This is a genomic window from Pigmentiphaga kullae, from assembly GCF_004216695.1.
GTDB lineage: Bacteria > Pseudomonadota > Gammaproteobacteria > Burkholderiales > Burkholderiaceae_B > Pigmentiphaga > Pigmentiphaga kullae.
In genome coordinates, this window is sequence record NZ_SGXC01000002.1 from 440948 (window position 1) to 460846 (window position 19899).

The following is a 19899-nucleotide window of genomic DNA, read 5'->3' on the forward strand; positions in this document are numbered from 1 at the left end:
GCGGCAATCCTGCCGCGCGACGCGATGGTCAAGGCAGAGTCCAGACCCCAAACGGCATTGCCCCGCGCAATCCGGCTGCGCGAGCAGTAGCGGGTAAGAAAATCCGCCGCCGCAAGGCGTGCCGGTTCGATTCCGGCCGGGCGCACCAATTCCTCATCACATGTTGTCCAGTTCTTCAAAAGCTGCCCTCATGCGCTCGGTCCTTGAGCGCTCTCTTTTGTTGAACCTGTTCCCCTTTTCCTTTATCTCCTGCCTCGAAAAAGTGACAAGAAATGAGGCGAGAAAAAGCAACCCACTTGTTCTATGTTTTTCGAATTTCTGCTTCAACGTTGAGCTGAGTATTGGTATCTTTCTCTCAAGAGGAGCCGCTGCAGCAGTGTGTAGCGGGCAATCGTGTGGTAAGGGTTGCATACGGGGGCAGAGATGCAAGACGCTTTTGACGTCAAGGACTACGGAGCTCAATGCGACGGCAGTACCGATGATACGGGCGCAATTAATAGCGCAGTTGCGGCTGCCTTTGCCGCAAACAAGCGACTCTACGCGTGTGGGCGTATCAGGGTCGACGGGAATCTGAATTTGCGGCGTGTCTCCCTTGATTTTGAAGCTGCAGAAATAGAAGTAGGGGGAAGCGCAATAGTAATGATAGGTGGCCATGCCGGGACAAGTGAAAATAAAAGCCAGTCCCTGGGGCGCGTCTTTCGAGCAGCAGATGGCAATGCCTTGATACCAACATTGCGAATGATGGGGGCAAAGAATCAGCAGATTTCGATCCGGTATTGCAACTACCTGCAGCTATGGGCTGATGCAACGAATCCGTCTGATTCATCGATTGCATATTGTGCTTTTCATTTAGGGCATATTGAAAAAATTGAGCTGAACACTGCGCCAGTTATTTCACAAAGCGCCATCCAGTGGATAAATGAAAATCACTTTTCTCTTCAAAGATGTTCGTATCTGATTTTTGACGGTAGTTATCCCCACAATCATAATAAGATTGCAGGTGGATCTTTCGAGGGCACATTCACGATTCTTTTCAATGTAGGTACGGATAACTATCTGCTAGGTACTCGTTTTGAGGGCGGAAAGGGTCTCGTTAGTCTTGCCGCAGAGACGCAAAGAAATATTGTTGTCAATACGTGGGATTCTTCTACTGCAAATTTCGATAAGGTAGGGGTGAATGTTGTCGACAATGGGTTCGATAACGTTGTAATGGATGATTTTGCCAATTTTCGCCATGCGGAAGTCATTGCATGCACCAATACTAACGATATCGTCCTGGATACGATGCTCTATCCGAGCGCCGGGCGTCGATGCGATCTGTTAAGGATAGCCCATGCACAGTCTGCTCGTGTGCTTGTAGAGTCAGAGTTGATCGATATCGTTGAAGGTGACATCTTTCGACTGAGTTCTTTTGGGCCGACAGGTGCTCTAAATGATGAGACGGCGCGCTATAGGCCACGAATTGAGTTTTATGATTCCAATCAACGTCTGATTACACCATCGTTGAACTTTATCTCAACGACAGGAGGAGTTTTTTCCGTTGTCGTCAATGATGGGCTCCAAGCAGGCACAAACGTCTCGAGCGCCGTAGCTATCGTTGCAAGAGCCGCTGTTGATGCTGGCGCTGTTTTTGTGAGGGTTTATTGGTACAGCAATTCTCCTTCGACCGACTCAATCAGCAATGCAACGGATTTGCGAATTATAAGGTATACAAAAAACTCGAACCCATACCGAGGAGTAGCTGGACGTAGGCCACTCGGAAAAAAACAGCTAGTTCTGACGGCGCCCCCCAGCCAAGGTTTTGCCCCGTTGGGATTGGTTGCGGTTAAGAATGATGGTACTGAAAGCTACACGTGCGTTTTGTCAGTCCGAACAAGATTGACTATAGCTGCCGCACTGAATACGACTTCTCTGGTTGTCGAAACTGTGTCTGGTGTACAGCCAGGAGATATAGTTGGCGTGAACCTAAACAGTCGTTCAACGCTATGGGGTGTGGTCATCTCAGTGGTGGGAACAACAGTTGAAATCTCCACGGCCTTGAGTGGACCGGCCTCTCTCGGGGCGGGGGTGGTGTTCAACCGATGGATAATTCGCTCATTAGCAGCCGCGCAACCCGATAGCGTCGCCACCGACGTTGCCGGGCTCCGGGAAGATCTCAACGCTATCCTGGTGAAGCTTCGGGCCGCGGGGCTGATGGTTGGGTAAGGGCAATAGACCATTCCGCCTAGTTCAGGGAGCTAACTTCTTGGGTACGCCGCTTGCTGGGCTCCGTCGTCCTCATCCACGGGAGACGGCGATGAATCAAGCCAGCATGCGGAAAAACGGCCGGGGGCGATTGTTCGATCGCTTCGCCACGGCGGTCACCCGGACCACGGGCTCGCCGCCGGCGTTCAGCATGGCGTGCGCGGCCATCGTGCTCTGGGCCGCGCTCGGGCCGATATTCCATTTTTCCGAGAACTGGCAACTGGTGGTCAACACCGGGACCACCATCGTGACCTTCCTGATGGTGTTCGTGATCCAGCGTACCCAGAACAAGGACAGCGAGGCGCTGCACCTGAAGCTGGACGAGTTGCTGGGTGCGCAGGAGGGCGCCAACAGCAAGCTGGTCGCGATCGAAACGATGGACGAGGATCACCTGCGCAGGCTGAGCGAGCGGTACCACGCGATGGCCGAGAGGGCGGCGCAGCAGCGCACGGGGCAGCCATCCGGTCCGGAGAATGCAAATCACCGTTAAGACGCGTACCGCGGGCCATCCAATGGATGTATAGTCCCGGTTAATTTTTGTAACCTGTATCGTTTGGTCCATGCGCTGGCTAACGTTATGGGCCACCTTGGTGGTCGCGTGTTTCGGCCTGGTATGCGCGGCCGCGCTATACGACACCCGCCAGGATGCCAGGCGAGCGGCCAGGGAAGCCACGGTGAACCTGGGCCGGGTGGTCGCCGACGGCATCGGCCGCGACATCGAGCTGGTCGACCTCTCTCTGCAATCCATGCTCAATGGTCTGCGGCTCGCCGAAGCCGAAGGCCTGGACCCTTATCGCCGCCACCAGCTGTTGTTCGGCAGCCTGCCGCAGATGCGAGGCGTGGGGACCATGGTGGTGCTGGATACCGAAGGCCGGATGGTCACCGACTCCAAGTCGGTGCAGCCTCGCGGGGTCGAGTTCTCGCAGCGCGATTATTTCCGGGTGCACAAGGAGTCGAAGGACGGCGGGCTTTTCGTGAGCCGGCCCTTTTTCTCGCGGCTGACCAATATGTGGTCCATAGCCATCAGCCGCCGCGTGACCAGGCCCGACGGCAGCTTCGGCGGCGTGGTGGTCAGCACGCTGCGCATCTCCCACCTGGAAAACCAGTTCCGCCAGTTGGACCTGCGCCAGAACGGCTCCATCATGTTGCTGCGCGCCGACGGTTCGGTCATGGCGCGTTTTCCGGCGGTGCAGGGCCTGCTGGGCAAGCAGCTGACCGATCTCGAACTGTTCAGGCGCTATCCCGCATCGGACAGCGGATCGTACGAGGCGGTGTCGGCAACGGACGGGGTGACCCGGCTATATTCCTTCACCGCGGTCGAATCGCTGCCGCTGATCGTGCTGGTGGGCATGGCCGACGGCGATATCTATGCGGCCTGGCGCAACAAGGCGGGAATCATCGCCATGCTCACGCTGCTGCTGTGCATGGGCACCATGGTGCTGGTGTGGATGCTGCGCCGGGAGTTCGCGCTGCGCCTGGCGGCCGAGCGCAGCGCCTTGCGCAGCGAGGCGCGGTACCGGGTATTGGCCGAGAACTCGGCCGACATCATCGCGCTGTGCCGGGCGGACGGCATCGTCACCTATATTTCGCCGGCCATCAAGGACGTGCTGGGATGGGTGCCGGGGGATATCGAAGGGCGCAACATCGACGATTTCGTACGGGCGGACTACGTGCCGCTGTTCTCCGGGGACGAGCAGTCCTGGCCCCGCATGCTGACCTTCCCGGCGCGCCATCGCGATTCGTCGTGGAGCTGGCTGGAGGCCAGCGTCAAGCGGCTGCCGCCCGAGATGGGCGACGAGCGCTGCATCCTGAACATCCGCGACGTCTCGCGCCGCAAGAAGGCCGAAGAAGCCCTGGAGGCCGAGAACGCCCAACTGCTGGCCATGGCGGCCACCGACGGCCTGACCAACCTGTCGAACCGCCGCCGCTTCGACGAGGCGCTGGAGCGCGAGTGGCGCCGCGCCGCGCGCGAGGAGAGTTCGCTGGCTCTGCTGCTGATCGATGCCGACCATTTCAAGGCGCTGAACGACCACTACGGCCACCAGCATGGCGACCAGTACCTGCGCACCATCGCCCAGGTGATCCAGGCCCACATCCGGCGCCCGGCCGACATGGCGGCGCGTTACGGCGGCGAGGAATTCGCGGTGCTGCTGCCCAAGACGGACATCGACGGGGCCTACCTGATCGCCGAGAACATCCGCAAGGCCACGCTGGACGCGCGGATCCCGCATCTGAAGAGCGAGCAGGGCGTGATGACGGTCAGCATCGGCGTCGACGCCATGGTGCCGGGCCACGCCACGGCGGCGGCGCTGCTGGTGCGCCAGGCCGATGCGGCGCTGTACGCCGCCAAGCGGCAGGGGCGCAACCGCACCTGCGTCTACGAACCGCAGCAGGGGTCGATGTCGCGTTCGGTATGAACGCCCGGGCGCGGCGCGGCTGCAAGCCCCGGCTTGGGGTACGATAGGACTCTCTACAGGTACAGACCGCGCCAGGCGTTCCCCGGGGCGACAGGCGCATCATCCATGGCATTCAAGGTTTTCGATCTGCAATGCGAGCACGGCCACGTCTTCGAAGGCTGGTTCAGCTCGCACTCCGATTTCGACACGCAGCGCGCAAGCGGCCTGATCAGCTGCCCGCTGTGCGACAGCAAATCCATCGACAAGAAATTGTCGGCCCCCATGCTGAACGTCTCCGGCAGCAAGGCGCCAGCCGCACCCGCCGCCCGCGAACCCGCCAACGCCCCCATGTCCCCCGACATGCAGGCGGCCATGCTGAAACAGTTACGGGAAGTCCTGCGCCAGACCGAAAACGTCGGCGAACGCTTCGCCACCGAAGCCCGCCGCATCCACCACGGCGACGCCCCCGAACGCCCCATCCGCGGCGTGGCTACCCAGCAGGAACGCCAGTCCCTGGCCGAAGAAGGCATAGCCGTAGCCCCCATCCCCGCCCTGCTAGACGACGACCGCCTGCAATAAGGACGTTGTTCGTCCCGCAGAGCGGGGAGAATCTGCGCCTGCCCTGCGCCAAAAAAAGCGCAAGCCAACCAATAGACGAAACTATGGGGGAAAGGGGGCCATAGGCCCCCAAGAAAGACGAGGCGAAGTGGATCCGGCTCCGCCGGTCCACTTCGACGCCCCCTGGGGGGCGCGCGCAAGCGCGTAGGGGGGGGGTATCGTAGGGGGGGCTTATTTCACCCTGCTACGGTACTCGCCCGTGCGGGTGTCGATCTCGATCTTGTCGCCGATTTCGCAGAACAGCGGTACCGGCAGTTCGTAGCCGGTGTTGACCTTGGCGGGCTTCATGACCTTGCCCGAGGTGTCGCCGCGCACGGCCGGCTCGGTGTAGACGATCTCGCGCACGACGATGGTGGGCATTTCCACCGAGATCGCGCGGCCTTCGTAGAAGACCACCTCGACGGGCATGCCTTCTTCCAGGTAGTGCAGGGCGTCGCCCATGCTCTCGGCTTCGACTTCGTACTGGTTGTACTCGGTGTCCATGAAGACGTACATGGGGTCGGCGAAGTAGGAGTAGGTGCATTCGCGGCGCTCGAGCACCAGGATCTCGAACTTTTCGTCGGCCTTGTAGACGGATTCCGTGCCCGAACCGGTCAGCAGGTTCTTGAGCTTCATCTTGACGACGGCGGCGTTGCGGCCGGACTTGTTGTATTCGGCCTTCTGGACGACCAGGGGATCCTTGCCGACCATGATGACGTTGCCGACGCGCAATTCCTGAGCGATTTTCATGCTGGAGCAACCTTAGGGGAGGGAACGCTAGTGACAGCCGGCGTTTGGCGCCGCGATGTCCAAAAGACGGCCATACGGCCTGTGCAGCCAATCAGTATAGCTCGGGATGGGGTGCCCCGGCTAGTGCCCGCGTCAGGCGTGGTTTTCCTGCCGTGCGGTGCAGAAACCGGCCAGCTGGGTGGCCAGGTCGGGCTGGGTGGCCAGGGTGTCGCTCCAGGCGTGCGCTGCCTTGCGCCAAGGCTCGAACACCGCCGGCGACAAGGCCTCGGCCAGCAGTTGCGGGAAGCGCGCCGCCCCGGCGTCGCCGTTCCAGGCGGTCTGCAGCGCCGAGGCGGCCGCCGGGACTGGGTAGCGGCGCAGCCAGGCGTGCAGCTTGTCGACATGGGCGGCCTCGGCCTGGGGGTAGATGTGCCAGACCATGGGGCGGCCGGCCCACTGGGCGCGGATGAAGGAATCCTCGCCCCGGACGAAGTTCAGGTCGGCGCTCCACAGCAGGCGGTCGTAGCCGGCCTGGGGCAGGAAGGGCGCGCGCGCGATGCGCAGGCGGCCGCGCGCGCCGGCGGCCAGGTAGGGGGCGACGCCGGGTGGAATGGCCAGCAGCGTGGGCGTGTCGCCGTCCGCCAGCACGTCGGCCAGGGTGGAGGCCGGGGCGTCGGGATAGCAGAACAGGGTGGCCAGGCGTTCGCCGTCGCGCGGCTCGGGCAGGCCGGCGTCGCGCAGGAAGGCGGCCCGGGCGGCCGGATCGGCCTGGAGGGCGTCGCGCTCGGCCAGCAGGCCGCGCTCGCGCAGCAACCCGCCGGTCGCGGGCGTGAACCCTGGGAAGAAGAAGTACTTGCGCAGGCCGCCCGGCTGGGGCGAGGGCAGGGCATGGCAGTTCTCGACCCAGGCTTCGGCGCTGAGGTATTCCAGGTTGACCCAGACGGGCGGGCGGACCTGGTCCTGCATGCGCTGGACGAATTCGGCGGGCGGGTCGCAGGCGAAGGCCTCGATGACGACGTCGCCCGGCTCCAGCGGCGGTGCCGGACGTGTCCAGTGGACGATGTCCACGCCGTCGGCGCGCTGCGCGGCAGCTTTGGGGTCGATGCCGGGCGCCAGGCGCGCCATGACCGGCAGGTCGTCCACCCACAGCCGTACCCGCCAGCCATGTTCCCGCGCCAGTTGGCGGGCCAGGCGCCAGCACACCCCTATGTCGCCGTAGTTGTCGATCACGCGGCAGAAGATGTCGGCGCGCATCAGCGGTTTTCCTCGTCCCAAAGGACGCCATTATCGCCCGCGGCCCGGCCGTCCCCGGGCAGCATGCGGCGGGCCAGGTCCAGCCAGGCGCGCGCGGCGAACGACAGGTAGCGGCCGCGGCGCCAGGCGAAGGCCATGTGCCACCACAGTTGCGGATCTTCCAGCGGGACCACGGCCAGGCGCGAGCGGTCCAGCTGGCGGCTGAACAGTTCCGGCAGCAGGGCGAGCCCCACGCCGGCGGCCACCATGGAGGCCATGAAGTCCCATTGGCTGCTGCGGCCGGCAATCCGCGGCGTGAACCCGGCCTGGACGCAGGCGGCGTGGACCACCTCGTTCAGCACGAAGCCTTCGCCGTAGAAGATGAAGGGCTCGGCCGCCAGTTCGTCCAGCCGGACCCGTTCACGCCCGGCCCAGCCCGACGACGCGGGTACGATCAGGCGCAGTGGGAAATTGCAGATGGGCAGGGTCTCGTATTCGTTTTCGTCCGCCGGCAGCAGCATGGCGCCGATCTCCAGCGTGCCGGACTTCAGTTCGTCCTCGACCGAGCGCGAGCCGCGCTCGAACAGCCGCAGCTCGATCCCCGGATAGTCCTGGTGAAAGCGCGCCAGCAGCGGGGCCAGCAGGTGGTGCGCCAGCGGCGGCGTGCCGACGACCAGTTCGCCTCGAGCGGCCTGGCGCACGTCGGACAGCTCGGCCTGCAACTGGGCGTGCAGGGCCAGCAGTTGCCGGCCGCGTTTCAGCACGATGCGGCCGGTGTCGGTGGGCTCGATGCGCCGGCCGAACTTGCGCAGCACCGGCGTGCCCAGCTCGTCCTCCAGTTGCCGGATCATCTTGCTGACCGTGGGCTGGGTGACGAACAGCGCCCGCGCCGCCGCCGTGTAGCTCTGGCGCTGGACGACCTCGACGAAGTACCGCAGGGCACGCAGATCCATTTCATTCCATATCGGAATTTTCTTTATGGATTTTATTCATTTTATAAATGTGATCATCCTGCCTAGAATTACGGGTATACCCGTAGAGTTAATCATGCAACACCGTTTTCTTCCGCCCTTTGCCGTCCGCATCCTGCAAGTCCTGGCCCTGGTCGCCGTCTGGTGGGCCGCCGATACCCTCGTGCGCTGGGCCGCCCTGCCCATTCCCGGCGGGGTGGTGGGCCTGTTCGCCGTGCTGGCGCTGCTGCTGAGCGGCCGCCTGCCGCTGCACCGTATCGACCAGGGGGCGCACTGGCTGCTGGCCGACATGCTGGTGTTCTTCATTCCCGCCGTGGTGGCGATGGTGCGCTACCAGGACCTGCTCAGGAACGAGGGGCTGAAGCTGGCGGCGGTCATCGTGTTGGGCAACGCCTGCGTCATGCTGACCACCGCCGTGACGGTGGAGTGGATCGCCCGGCGGCGCCGGGGCCGCGCGCCGGCGAAGGCGGCATCATGATCATCGTCCTGTGCGTGGTGGCCACGGTCGCGCTGTATTACCTGAACAAGCTGCTCTATGCCCGCCATCCGCGGCTCTGGACGCATCCCATCCTGCTGACGCCGCTCGCGCTGCTGGCCCTGTTGCTGGCCACCGGCATTTCGCTGGACGAATACACGGCCGATACGCGCGTGCTGCTGTGGTTCCTGGGCCCGGCCACGGTCGCGTTCGCGGTGCCGATCTACCAGTACCGGCGCCTGATACGTGAGCTGTGGCCGGCCCTGGCCGTGGGCACGGTGGTTGGGGTAACGGCGGCCGTGGCCAGTTCATGGTGGCTGGCACGGGCTTTCCACCTGGCCCCCGAGGTCGCGCACAGCCTGCTGGTGCGCTCGGTCTCCACGCCCTTCGCCATGGCCACGGCGGACCGCTTCGGCGGCAACGCCGACCTGGCGGCAATGTTCGTGGTCTTCACCGGACTGGCCGGCATGCTGACCGGGGAATTGATCCTGGCTCTGATGCCGCGCCGCTCCGGGCTGGCCAGCGGCGCGTCCTACGGCGCGGCGGCCCACGCGCTGGGCACGGCCAAGGCGCGCGAACTGGGCGAGGAAGCGGGCGTGATGGCCAGCCTGTTGATGATATTCAGCGGCCTGTCCATGGTGCTGCTGGCACCCGTGTTGGGCGCCTGGCTGGCCTGAGGACGGCGGCGCCAGCGGCGCCGCCCCGCGCTCTTAGCGCCGCTGGTACTGCGTGGCGCCGAACAGGTTTTCCTTCGCCGTGGCGTCCTGCGGCTTGCGCTGGTCGGCCAGGACCTGGATGCCGCGCTGCACGGCCGGGCGGGCGTGGATCTCGTCGAACCAGCGCTTGACGTTGGGGAAATCCGCCAGGTCCACGCCCTGGTTGGCGTGCGAGCGGGTCCAGGGCCAGGTGGCCATGTCGGCGATGGTGTAGGCGCGGCCCGCCAGGAAGGCCTGGCGGGACAACTGCTTGTCCATGACGCTGTACAGCCGCCGGGCTTCGTTGGTGTAGCGGTTGGTGGCGTATTCGATGCGCTCGGGCGCGTACAGCCGGAAATGATGGGCCTGGCCGAACATGGGGCCGACGCCGCCCATCTGGAACATCAGCCATTGCAGCGTGTTGTAGCGTTCGCGGTCGGTCTTGCCCAGGAACTTGCCGGTCTTGCCGGCCAGGTAGACCAGGATGGCGCCGGATTCGAACAGCGAGATCTGCTTGCCGTCGGGGCCCTCGGGATCGACGATGGCGGGAATCTTGTTGTTGGGGCTGATGGCCAGGAACTCTTCCTTGAACTGGTCGCCGGCCCCGATATTGATGCCCGTCACCTCGTACGGAAGCTTGCACTCCTCGAGCATGATGTGCACTTTGTGGCCATTGGGCGTCGGCCAGGAGTAGACCTGGATGGGCTGCTGGGCCGGCTTGGCGATCTTGTCGGTCATGCGGGACTCCGGAAAGAGGTCGAATTCGATGCGATTATGCGACAAAGACCATCGCTCGTGGCCCATAGGCCGCCTTTGTGGAAGGGATACGGGCGGGGATCTTTGACCGTGGCGCACAGCAGCTGCACCAAATGCGGGCTGGGCAGGGGGGCGACAAAGGAAGATAATCCGTGTTTACCCTTGGCCGGATCCGCCTTCCGGCCGCTGGCCGCCAGCGCGCAACGACCGCTGCGGCGGGACCAGCGACCGGCTTCGTCCGGAGGCGCCGCGAGGCCTCGTGCCCGGCGCCAGGCGCAGGTTTCCTTTGTCTTTCGGCCCATCCCATGACTCGTCCGCGTTTCCTGCCCGATAATTTCACACTCAGCCTGATCGTCGTCGTCACCCTTGCCAGCTTCCTGCCATGTTCCGGGCAGACGGCCGTGGTATTCGACTGGATCACCAACATCGCCATCGGCCTGCTGTTCTTCCTGCACGGCGCCAAGCTGTCGCGCGAGGCCATCGTCGCGGGCGCCACCCACTGGCGGCTGCATCTGCTGATCTTCGCGTTCACCTTCGTCATGTTTCCCGTCCTGGGGATGGCGTTCAAGCCGCTCCTGGCGCCGCTGGTCACCCCCGACCTGTACCTGGGCATCCTGTTCCTGTGCGCCTTGCCGGCCACGGTGCAGTCGGCCATCGCGCTGACGTCCATCGCGCGCGGCAACATCCCGGCGGCCATCTGCAGCGCCTCGGCTTCCAGCCTGCTGGGCATCTTCCTGACGCCGGTGCTGGTCAAGCTGATGATGAGCACCGCCGGCGAGGCGGCCTTCTCGTTCGATGCGGTGGGCAAGATCCTGGTGCAGCTGCTGCTGCCCTTCGTGGTGGGGCAGGTGATGCGCCGCTGGATAGGCGGCTGGGTCGCGCGCCATCGCGCCGTGCTCAAGTACGTGGACCAGGGCTCGATCCTGCTGGTGGTCTACTCGGCCTTCAGCGAGGCCGTGGTGGGCGGACTCTGGCACCAGACCTCGACCGCGACGCTGGCGGGCGTGCTGGTGGCCTGCGCGGTGATCCTGGCCGTGGCGCTGCTGGCCACCACCTACATCAGCCGCGCGCTGGGGTTCTCGAAAGAGGACGAGATCACCATCGTCTTCTGCGGCTCCAAGAAAAGCCTGGCGACGGGCATTCCCATGGCCAAGGTGCTGCTGTCCAGCAGCGCGGCGGGCGCCATCGTCCTGCCGCTGATGATCTTCCACCAGATGCAGCTGATGGTGTGCGCGGTGCTGGCGCGCCGTTACGCGAATCGTCCCGAGGAAGCGTCCGAGGCCAGCCCGCGCGCGGCCTGAGTGCCCGCCGCGCCCCGCTCAGTGGAAATGGGCGGGGCCGGCCTCGGCGTCCTCGGGGGGCTCGGCATGCACCATTTCCCCCAGCGGATTGGGGAAGTAGGGCGCGCCGCAGTCGTCGCAGAATTCCAGGGGCAGCAGGCCTTGCAGCTTGCGCAGGTCGGTCACGCCCAGTTCCCGCAACTGGTCGGCGATCACGTCCATGGCCGGCATCTCGGGATCGTCGTCGTCGCGGCCGAACAGCGGCCAGGCCGAACCGTAGATGACGTCGTTGCTCTGGCGCTGGGTGAAGCCGATGCGGTATTCCTCGACCTCGGTCTCGCCGCAGGCGGCGATGACGGCGCGCAACTGGTCGGGCGCGATGCCCAGCGTGGCTTCGAGCCAGGCCACCGAGGCCCGCAGCGACAGCGGCCGCACGCGCCGGTCGGCCTCGCGGTTGTTGACGTAGTAGGCGTCCGGCAGCAGGCATTCGAAGCCGCAGCCGGGCAGCAGGTCGGCGAACAGCGGCGCGGCCTGCGCTTCCCACTGGGCCAGGCAGCTTTCGCGCGTATGTTCGGGCTTGCCGGGGTTCTCCTGCCAGCGGAACACCGCCGCGCCGCGCGGCACGGCAACGGCCGCCACCACGTAGCGCGTGTCGGCCAGCAGGTTCGCGACCTCGGTGTCGGTGGCGGGCATGCGCGGCAGCGTCAGCCCCAGCGCCTGCGCGCCCAGCCGGCCCAGCCACTGACGGGTGGCGCTGAACGAGCGCGGCATCTGGTCCACGCTGTAGAGCTCCGGCGCCAGCGCCATGCGCGCGTCGGCCGCCAGGATGTGGCCGTGCAGCTGGGCCTTCAGCGCGTCCAGCAGACCGATGCGTATCGGGCCGTAGGGAATGCTGAAACGGGTCCAGGCCACCACCGGCGCGACCACCAGCAGCACGTCGTGGTCCACGCCGTCCTTCTGCAGCGTCAGCGATTCCGACAGGGTCTCGGCCTGCTCGACCAGGATCTCGTAGGCGCCGGCGTTGCGCTGGTACAGGACCTCGAGCGCGGCCTCGATGGTCGCGTCCTGGCCGCCGTGCATGAGCTTCTCCAGCAGCGTGCCCAGCTCTCCTTCCCAATAGCGATCCTCGACCCGGCTGCCCGAGCCGTTGAGCGACAGGGACAGCGAGACGAGTTTTTCGGCATCGCGGTTGAGGCGGGACGAGGAGGTGCTGCGGGAACGGGGCATGGAGGGGTCGCGGCTGACGGAATGATTGTTCGAGTCCGCTAGTTTATCTCCCCGGCGCCGGATGGGTGCGCAGGCGCGGTCCCGCGGCCAGCAACTGGCTGGGCACTTCGCGCGCGACCAGGCGCGGCAGGGCGGCCACGACTTCCATCAGCGGGGCCAGCGAGACGCCGGTGTCCACGCCCATGCAGTCGAACATGTGGACGAGTTCCTCGGTGCTGGCGTTGCCGCTGGCGCCCGGCGCATAGGGGCAGCCGCCCAGGCCGCCCACGGCGCCGTCGAAGCGGCGCATGCCTGCCTGCCAGGCCGCCAGCGCATTGGCCAGCGCCATGCCGCGGGTGTTGTGCAGGTGCAGGGTCAAGGGGATGGAGGCGGGCAGGAGGGCGGCCAGCGACGCGGCCAGGTCCGCCACCTGCGTGGGGTAGGCCATGCCGGTGGTGTCGCACAGCGTGATGCCGGCCGCGCCGGCGCCGGCGAAAAGCCGCGCCAGCCGCTCGACCTCGGACGGCGCGATGTCGCCTTCGAACGGGCAGCCGAAGGCGGTGGACAGCGAGACGTTGCAGGGTACGCCGGCCTGGCCCGCGCGCTCGAGCATGGCCAGCAGCTGGGCCGTGGATTGCTCGCGCGTCATGCGCAGGTTGGCCTGGTTGTGGGTCTCGCTGGCCGACATCACCAGGTTCAGCTCGTCGGCGCCGCTGTCCAGCGCGCGCTCCATGCCGCGCAGGTTGGGCACCAGGCAGGTGTAGACCACGCCGGGCCGGCGGCGGATGCGCTGCATGACGGCCTCGGCATCGGCCAGCGCGGGAATGGCGCGGGCCGAGGTGAAGCTGGTGACCTCGATGCGGGCGAACCCGCAGTCGGACAGCGCATCGACCAGCGCCACCTTGTCGTCGGTGGCGACGAAGGCCGGCTCGATCTGCAGCCCGTCGCGCGGCCCGACTTCGTTGATCTCGATCATGCGATCACTCCCTTGCCGCGCAGCGTCCGCAATGCCTCGTCGTCCAGGCCCGCGCCGCGCAGCACGGCGTCGGTGTGTTCGCCCAGGGTCGGCGCGCGGTGGCGGATGGCGCCCGGGTTGGCTGACAGCTTGGGCACGATGCCGGGCATCTCGACCTTCAGGCCCTTGGCCGAGGTGATCTCCTGAATCATGTCGCGGGCGCGGTAGTGCGGGTCCTGGGCAATGTCGCGGGCGTTGTAGATGCGGCCGGCGGGCACGTCGGCCTCGCGCAGTGCCGCCAGCACGGCGCCGCTGTCCAGCGTGCGGGTCCAGGCGCCGATGGCCTCGTCCAGTTCCGCCGCGCGTTGTGCGCGGCCGTCGTTGCGGGCCAGGCCGGGATCGTCTGCCAGGTCGCCGCGCCCCATGCGCCGCATCAGGCGCACGAAGATACCGTCGCCGTTGCCGGCGATCAGCACGTACTCGCCGTCGGCGCAGGGGTAGGCATTCGAAGGCGCGATGCCGGGCAGCGCGCCGCCGGCCGGCTGGCGCACGGCACCGAACACCGAGTACTCGGGCAGCAGGCTTTCGCTCAGGTTGAACACGCTTTCATACAGCGCGGTGTCGATCATCTGCCCCTGGCCGCCGCGCGCGTCGCGGTCGTACAGCGCCAGCAGCACGCCCATTGCGCCGTGCAGGCCGGCGATCGTGTCGCCCAGCGACAGCCCCGCGCGCACGGGCGGGCGGCCCGGTTCGCCGGTCAGGTGGCGCAGGCCGGCCATGGCTTCGCCGATCGCGGCGAAACCCGGCTCGTCGCGCTTGGTGCCGGTCTGGCCGTAGCCCGAGACGCGCAGCATGATCAGACGGGGATTCAGCGCATGCAGGGCTTCCCAGCCCAGGCCCCATTTCTCCATGGCGCCGGGGCGGAAGTTCTCGATCAGCACGTCGGCCTGCGCGGCCAGCCTGCGCACCAGTTCCTGCCCTTCGGGCTGGCGCAGGTCCACGCATACCGATTGCTTGCTGCGCGACTGTGCTTCCCACCAGACCGAGGTGCCTTCGTGCAGCATGCGCCACTTGCGCAGCGGATCGCCCTGGCCGGGCGGTTCGATCTTGATGATTTCGGCGCCGAAATCGGCCAGTGTCTTGGCGGCGAACGGGCCGGCGATCAACTGGCCCAGTTCCAGGATGCGGATGCCTTCGAGGATTTGCCGTGGCATGGGAGGTCTCGCGGAGAAATGGCTGGGCGACAGTGTGACCCGAAACGTCCGGAGGGGGAAATGGACGATCGGGCAAGCGGGGTTTGCCGGAATGCGAAAGCCCGGGCGGCGCCGTCAGGCCGGCGTGGCGGCCGTGCGCAGGTGCGACACCAGCAGCCGCGCCGGCGCCGTCAGCGCCTCGGGCGCGCGCACGCCCAGCAACAGGCCGCGCCTGGCCCAGCCGTCCTCCAGCGCGACCAGCTTCAGATTCATGGACTTCGCATGCGGGGCCGCCGCAAGGCGGGGCAGGATTCCCACGCCCATGCCGGTCGCGACCATCCGGCAGATGGCATCGAAGCTGCGTACCTGGATGCGCGGCCGGATGGGCCGGTCCAGCCGGCTGCTTTCCTCCCTTATCCGGTTGGCGAGCGAGGTCGCGTCCGGCAGGCTGACGTGGTCGCAGTCCAGCGTGTCGCGGAAGGCCACCGCGCGCCGCGACGCCAGCGCATGCGCGCGTGGGGCGATCAGCACCAGTTCGTCCTCGCGGTAGGGGTAGGTCGCCAGGCCCTCGGCGGGCGTGCGGTCGGCGAACACGCCGACGTCGGCGCGGTTCTCGTTCAGCGCGGCCACGATGTCGGCGCTGTTCTGTTCCTCCAGCTCGATGCGGATGCCGGGATGGCCGGCCATGAATGCCGACAGGTCTTCCGGCAGGAACTGCGTGATGGACGAGGTATTGGCGGCGATGCGGACCTGGCCCACGGCGCCGCTGGCATAGTCGGACATCCGGCCGGCCAGTTGCTCCACGTCCTGCAGGATGCGCAGCGCGTGCTGCAGGCAGGCGCGCCCGGCCTCGGTCAGCTCCACGCCCGAGGCCCGGCGATAGAGCAGTGGCGTGCGGACCGCGTCCTCCAGGTCGGCGATGCGCCGGCTGGCCGCGCCCACGGCCAGGTTGGCCTGGCGGGCAGCGGCCGAGATGCTGCCGTGGCGCGCGACGGCAGCGAACAGCGACAGCGTGACGAGATCGAAGCGCGAGAGATTGACCAAGCGTGGGCTCCGCAGATGTGGCGAGGCCCGCGCCAGGCGCCGCGAGGGCACCGAAAAGCGCAGGCCTCGGGTGGCGGCCCCGGCGAGGGGCCGTCCGGCTTCAGGCCGCCAGCAACTGGCGCAGCACGAAGGGCAGGATGCCGCCGTGGTTGTAGTAGTCCACCTCGATGGGCGTATCGATGCGCAGCAGCAGCGGGACCTGCTTGCTGGTGCCGTTCTCGTAGTGGATGGTCAGCGTCACGTCCTGCTGGGGCTTGATGCCCTTCTCCAGCCCGGTGATGTCATAGGTCTCGCGGCCGGTGATGTTCAGGGACTGGATGCTGTCGCCTCCCTTGAATTGCAGCGGCAGCACGCCCATGCCCACCAGGTTGCTGCGGTGGATGCGCTCGAAGCTGCGCGCGATGACCGCCTTCACGCCCAGCAGCTGCGTACCCTTGGCGGCCCAGTCGCGCGACGAACCCGTGCCGTATTCCTCGCCGCCGAAGATCACCGTGGGCGTGTCCTCGGCGATGTACTTCATGGCCGCGTCGTAGATCGACAGTTGTTCGCCGCTGGGCTGGTGCACGGTGATGCCGCCTTCCACGCGCGTGCCGTCGGCATTGGGCGGGATCATCAGGTTCTTGATGCGCACGTTGGCGAAGGTGCCGCGCATCATGACCTCGTGATTGCCCCGGCGCGAGCCGTAGCTGTTGAAATCGGCCTTCATCACGCCGTTGGCCTGCAGGTACCTGCCCGCGGGCGAGCTTTCCTTGATCGAGCCGGCCGGCGAGATGTGGTCGGTGGTGATGGAGTCGCCGAACAGGCCCAGGGCCCGCGCGTTCCTGACCACCGCATTGGCCGCGCCCGGTTCCATCGTGAAGTCCTCGAAGAACGGCGGCTCGGCGATGTAGGTCGACTTGGGCCAGTCGTAGATCTGCCCGGCCACGCCCTGGATGTCCTGCCACAGCTTGCCGGGGTTGGTCTTGACCTGGGCATAGTTGTTCTTGAACGCCTTGGGGTCCAGGGCGTATTTCATCAGCTTCTCGACTTCCGCCTGGGTCGGCCAGATGTCGCCCAGGTAGACGTCGCCCTTGGTGCCGCGGCCCACCGGCTCGGTCATCAGGTCGCGCTTCATGGTGCCGGCGATGGCGTAGGCCACGACCAGCGGCGGCGAGGCCAGGAAGTTGGCCTTGATGTTCGGGTGGATGCGGGCCTCGAAGTTGCGGTTGCCCGACAGCACGGCCGCGCACACCAGGTCGTTCTTGGTAATGACGTCGTTCAGTTCGGGCGCCAGGTCGCCGGCGTTGCCGATGCAGGTCGTGCAGCCGTAGGCCGCCACGTCGAAGCCGAGCTGTTCCAGGTAGGGCAGCAGGTCGGTCTTCTGGAGGTACTCGGTCACGACGCGCGATCCGGGGGCGAGCGAGGTCTTGATGTGCGGCTTGACCTTGAGCCCGGCCTTCACCGCCTTCTTGGCCAGCAGGCCCGCCGCCAGCAGCACACTGGGGTTGGACGTGTTGGTGCAGGAGGTGATGGCGGCGATCAGGATGTCGCCGTTCTGGACGGGGATGCCGTTGTCGGTCGTGAAGACCTGGTCGAGCTTGGCGGCGGGCTGCGAGAAACCGTTCTCGGCAACCGGCTTGCTGAACAGGTCGCCGAAGGTGGCCTTGACGTCGCCGATCTCGATGCGGTCCTGGGGACGCTTGGGGCCCGCCAGCGAGGGCGCGACGGTGGACAGGTCCAGCGTCAGCAGCTTGGTGTAGTCGATGTCCTTGGCGTTGGGTACGCCGAACATCTTCTGGGCGCGGTAATAGGCCTCGAAGGCGTCGATTTCTTCCTTGGTGCGGCCCGTGCCCTTGAAGAAGTCGATGGTGCGCTCGTCCACCGGGAAGAAGCCCATGGTGGCGCCGTACTCGGGCGCCATGTTGCCGATGGTGGCGCGCTCGGAAACGGTCAGGCTGGCCGTGCCGGGACCACAGAACTCGACGAACTTGCCCACGACCTTCTCGCGGCGCAGCATCTCGGTGATGGTCAGCACCAGGTCGGTGGCGGTGACGCCTTCGCGCAGCTTGCCCTTGAGTTCGACGCCGACGACGTCGGGGGTCAGGATGTAGACGGGCTGGCCCAGCATGGCGGCCTCGGCCTCGATGCCGCCCACGCCCCAGCCGACCACGCCGATGCCGTTGATCATGGTGGTGTGGCTGTCGGTGCCCACCAGCGAATCGGGGTAGTAGACCTTGTCGCGCTTGTGCACGCCGCGCGCCAGGTATTCCAGGTTCACCTGGTGGACGATGCCGAAGCCCGGGGGCACCACGCCGAAGGTGTCGAAGGCCTGCATGCCCCATTTCATGAACTGGTAGCGCTCGTGGTTGCGCTTGAATTCCAGCTTCATGTTGATGTCCAGGGCGTTCTTGGTGCCGTAGGCGTCGATCATGACGGAGTGGTCGACGACGAGGTCCACCGGAACCAGGGGTTCGATGGCCTTGGGATTCTTGTCGAGCTTGGCGGCGACGTTGCGCATGGCGGCCAGGTCGGCCAGCAGGGGAACGCCGGTGAAGTCCTGGAGCACGACGCGGGCGACGACGAAGGGGATTTCTTCTTCGCGCTTGGCGCCGGGTTTCCAGTTGGCCAGTTGCTTGATGTGTTCTTCGGTGACTTTCTTGCCGTCACAGTTGCGCAGGACGGATTCGAGCACGATGCGCAGGGAAACGGGCAATCGTTCCACCGCCACGCCCAGGGCCTTGCCGAGCGCCGGGAGCGAGTAGTACTGGCCGGTTTTGCTGCCGATCTTGAACTCTTTCAGGGTTTTGAACGTGTTGTGCGGCATGATGGGCTCCGAAGGAAAACCGGTTAAATCTACCACTTATGTTGCATCGTTGCGATGTAGGGGGCGGATGACTTTCTATAAGGGTAGGTCCTATGTCTTATATAAGATATAAGACATAAAAATGCAAGTGATGTTTGGACCGCAGGGGGGAGGTTTGGTTCTTGAGGCGGCCTGCTCCCGGCCCCCGGCCGCAAGCAGGCCTGCACCGAGGTTGGCGGAGAGGGGCTCTGGTCATCCGGCTGGTGTTGGGGTGGGGTGGCGCAGGTGGATCAGAGGATAGGGGCGGCCCCGGCCGTCCCGCGGGGAGCGGCCGGTGGGGGTGAAGCCCAGGCGTTCGTAGAAGCCTATGGCTTGGGCGTTCTGTTCGTTCACGTCGGTGGTCAGGCCGGGGCATCGTTCCAGGGCGTGCCGGACCAGGGCGCGGCCGAGGCCGGATCCGCGGTGGTCGGGGTCGACGAACAGGGCTTCCATGTGGCCGTCGTTCAGCAGCATGAAAGCCAGGGCGCGGTCCTGGTCGTCCACGGCTACCCAGAGCGGGGCGTCGGGCAGGAAGGCCGCGACTTCGCGGTCGATGGCCTGGCGGTCTTCCGGTGCCAGGAAGTCGTGGGTGGCGTCCACGGCGCGGCGCCAGATGGCGATGGCGCGGGGGGCGTCCTGGGGAGTGGAGGGGCGGATCTTGATCACGGGACAGTATAGCCACGGCACGGCCGAGGCCGCTCTCCGCTATGCTTGAGCGTTCGCTTCCACAACAACAATGAAGGGGGGAAGTTCATGAAAGGTCTGGGAATGGTGATTCTGGCCGGCGCGCTGGCAGGCTGTGCCACGAATCCTGGGGTGTCCGGGGGCGCGCTGGCGCCTCACCTGGAAAGCTGCAAGGGGGTGAGCGAGCAGGAGATCGCCGGCCTGTTCGACCGGTGGAACCGCTCGCTGCAGACCGGGGATCCGCATCGGGTGGTGGCCAACTACGCGCCGGATTCGGTGTTGCTGCCCACCATGTCCAACCAGCCCCGCTACACCGCGCAGGCCAAGGAGGACTACTTCCATCATTTCCTGGAAGACCGGCCGGCGGGCCGTATCGACGAGCGCCGCATCGCGCTGGGGTGCAATACCGCGGTCGACTCGGGGCTCTACACCTTCACCTTCGCCCGGACGGGGGCCGCGGTCAGGGCGCGCTACACCTATACCTATCGCTGGGACGGGCAGCAATGGCTGATCACCAGCCATCACTCGTCGGCGATGCCGGAAAGGAAGTAAGGGGCGCCGGGCGGCAGGCCCGGCTGGACGGGTGTTCTAGAATGGCTTGCATCAAGCCATTGCGAACG

18 protein-coding genes are annotated in these 19899 nt (G+C 65.8%); 8 read left to right on the forward strand and 10 right to left on the reverse strand.

The genetic code is table 11. The features are described from left to right. The first annotated feature begins 423 nt into the window (after window positions 1–423). The 4 genes from EV675_RS16460 (at window position 424) to EV675_RS16475 (ending at window position 5219) form a co-directional block, all read left to right on the forward strand. Window positions 424–2205, forward strand: a complete 1782-nt coding sequence (locus EV675_RS16460) for a hypothetical protein (RefSeq protein WP_130358318.1) — start codon at window positions 424–426, stop codon at window positions 2203–2205. Between the two features lie 91 nt (window positions 2206–2296). Further along, a complete protein-coding gene (locus EV675_RS16465; RefSeq protein ID WP_130358319.1) occupies window positions 2297–2734 on the forward strand; it encodes a low affinity iron permease family protein in 438 nt (145 codons plus the stop codon). Window positions 2735–2804: 70 nt separating this feature from the next. Continuing rightward, window positions 2805–4661, forward strand: coding sequence for a diguanylate cyclase (locus tag EV675_RS16470; protein ID WP_130358320.1), 1857 nt, complete (start codon window positions 2805–2807; stop codon window positions 4659–4661). Window positions 4662–4766: 105 nt separating this feature from the next. Next, window positions 4767–5219 (forward strand): DUF1178 family protein, encoded by a 453-nt coding sequence (locus EV675_RS16475; RefSeq protein ID WP_130358321.1) that lies wholly within the window; start codon window positions 4767–4769, stop codon window positions 5217–5219. A 210-nt stretch (window positions 5220–5429) separates the two neighbouring features. Here EV675_RS16475 and efp read toward each other — a convergent pair whose 3' ends face one another. From efp to EV675_RS16490, 3 genes are all read right to left on the reverse strand, one after another. Beyond that, window positions 5430–5987, reverse strand: coding sequence for an elongation factor P (gene efp, locus EV675_RS16480; protein ID WP_130358322.1), 558 nt, complete (start codon window positions 5985–5987; stop codon window positions 5430–5432). A 132-nt stretch (window positions 5988–6119) separates the two neighbouring features. Beyond that, window positions 6120–7220, reverse strand: coding sequence for an elongation factor P maturation arginine rhamnosyltransferase EarP (gene earP / locus EV675_RS16485; RefSeq protein WP_130358323.1), 1101 nt, complete (start codon window positions 7218–7220; stop codon window positions 6120–6122). After that, window positions 7220–8152, reverse strand: a complete 933-nt coding sequence (locus EV675_RS16490; RefSeq protein ID WP_130358324.1) for a LysR family transcriptional regulator — start codon at window positions 8150–8152, stop codon at window positions 7220–7222. The genes earP and EV675_RS16490 overlap by 1 nt, the downstream gene beginning before the upstream one ends. 94 nt (window positions 8153–8246) lie before the next feature. On the opposite strand from EV675_RS16490, the gene EV675_RS16495 reads away from it, so the two are divergent. Together EV675_RS16495 and EV675_RS16500 are read left to right on the forward strand one after the other, a co-directional pair. Further along, window positions 8247–8648, forward strand: a complete 402-nt coding sequence (locus tag EV675_RS16495) for a CidA/LrgA family protein (RefSeq protein WP_130358325.1) — start codon at window positions 8247–8249, stop codon at window positions 8646–8648. Beyond that, window positions 8645–9322, forward strand: coding sequence for an LrgB family protein (locus tag EV675_RS16500; RefSeq protein ID WP_130358326.1), 678 nt, complete (start codon window positions 8645–8647; stop codon window positions 9320–9322). The genes EV675_RS16495 and EV675_RS16500 overlap by 4 nt, the downstream gene beginning before the upstream one ends. Window positions 9323–9355: 33 nt before the next feature. Here the strand turns inward: EV675_RS16500 and EV675_RS16505 are convergent, their stop codons facing one another. Further along, complete coding sequence (locus EV675_RS16505; RefSeq protein ID WP_130358327.1) at window positions 9356–10078, reverse strand: glutathione binding-like protein; 723 nt, start codon at window positions 10076–10078, stop codon at window positions 9356–9358. 323 nt (window positions 10079–10401) lie between these two features. On the opposite strand from EV675_RS16505, the gene EV675_RS16510 reads away from it, so the two are divergent. Then, entirely contained in the window at window positions 10402–11397 is a 996-nt protein-coding gene (locus tag EV675_RS16510) for a bile acid:sodium symporter family protein (RefSeq protein WP_130358328.1), read from the forward strand. A gap of 18 nt (window positions 11398–11415) precedes the next feature. Here the strand turns inward: EV675_RS16510 and EV675_RS16515 are convergent, their stop codons facing one another. The 6 genes from EV675_RS16515 to EV675_RS16540 form a co-directional block, all read right to left on the reverse strand. Next, a complete protein-coding gene (locus EV675_RS16515; protein ID WP_130358329.1) occupies window positions 11416–12603 on the reverse strand; it encodes a DUF2863 family protein in 1188 nt (395 codons plus the stop codon). 43 nt (window positions 12604–12646) lie between these two features. Further along, window positions 12647–13558, reverse strand: a complete 912-nt coding sequence (locus tag EV675_RS16520; protein ID WP_130358330.1) for a hydroxymethylglutaryl-CoA lyase — start codon at window positions 13556–13558, stop codon at window positions 12647–12649. After that, window positions 13555–14751: a CaiB/BaiF CoA transferase family protein gene (locus EV675_RS16525; protein ID WP_130358331.1), complete on the reverse strand. Its 1197-nt coding sequence runs from the start codon at window positions 14749–14751 to the stop codon at window positions 13555–13557. Before EV675_RS16525 ends, EV675_RS16520 begins: the two co-directional genes overlap by 4 nt. Window positions 14752–14865: 114 nt before the next feature. After that, window positions 14866–15774, reverse strand: a complete 909-nt coding sequence (locus tag EV675_RS16530) for a LysR substrate-binding domain-containing protein (RefSeq protein ID WP_130358332.1) — start codon at window positions 15772–15774, stop codon at window positions 14866–14868. 100 nt (window positions 15775–15874) lie between these two features. After that, complete coding sequence (gene acnA, locus EV675_RS16535) at window positions 15875–18577, reverse strand: aconitate hydratase AcnA (RefSeq protein WP_130358333.1); 2703 nt, start codon at window positions 18575–18577, stop codon at window positions 15875–15877. Window positions 18578–18808: 231 nt separating this feature from the next. Next, window positions 18809–19261: an acetyltransferase gene (locus EV675_RS16540; RefSeq protein ID WP_130358334.1), complete on the reverse strand. Its 453-nt coding sequence runs from the start codon at window positions 19259–19261 to the stop codon at window positions 18809–18811. Between the two features lie 87 nt (window positions 19262–19348). On the opposite strand from EV675_RS16540, the gene EV675_RS16545 reads away from it, so the two are divergent. Continuing rightward, a complete protein-coding gene (locus EV675_RS16545; protein ID WP_130358335.1) occupies window positions 19349–19831 on the forward strand; it encodes an SgcJ/EcaC family oxidoreductase in 483 nt (160 codons plus the stop codon). Window positions 19832–19899: the final 68 nt, after the last annotated feature.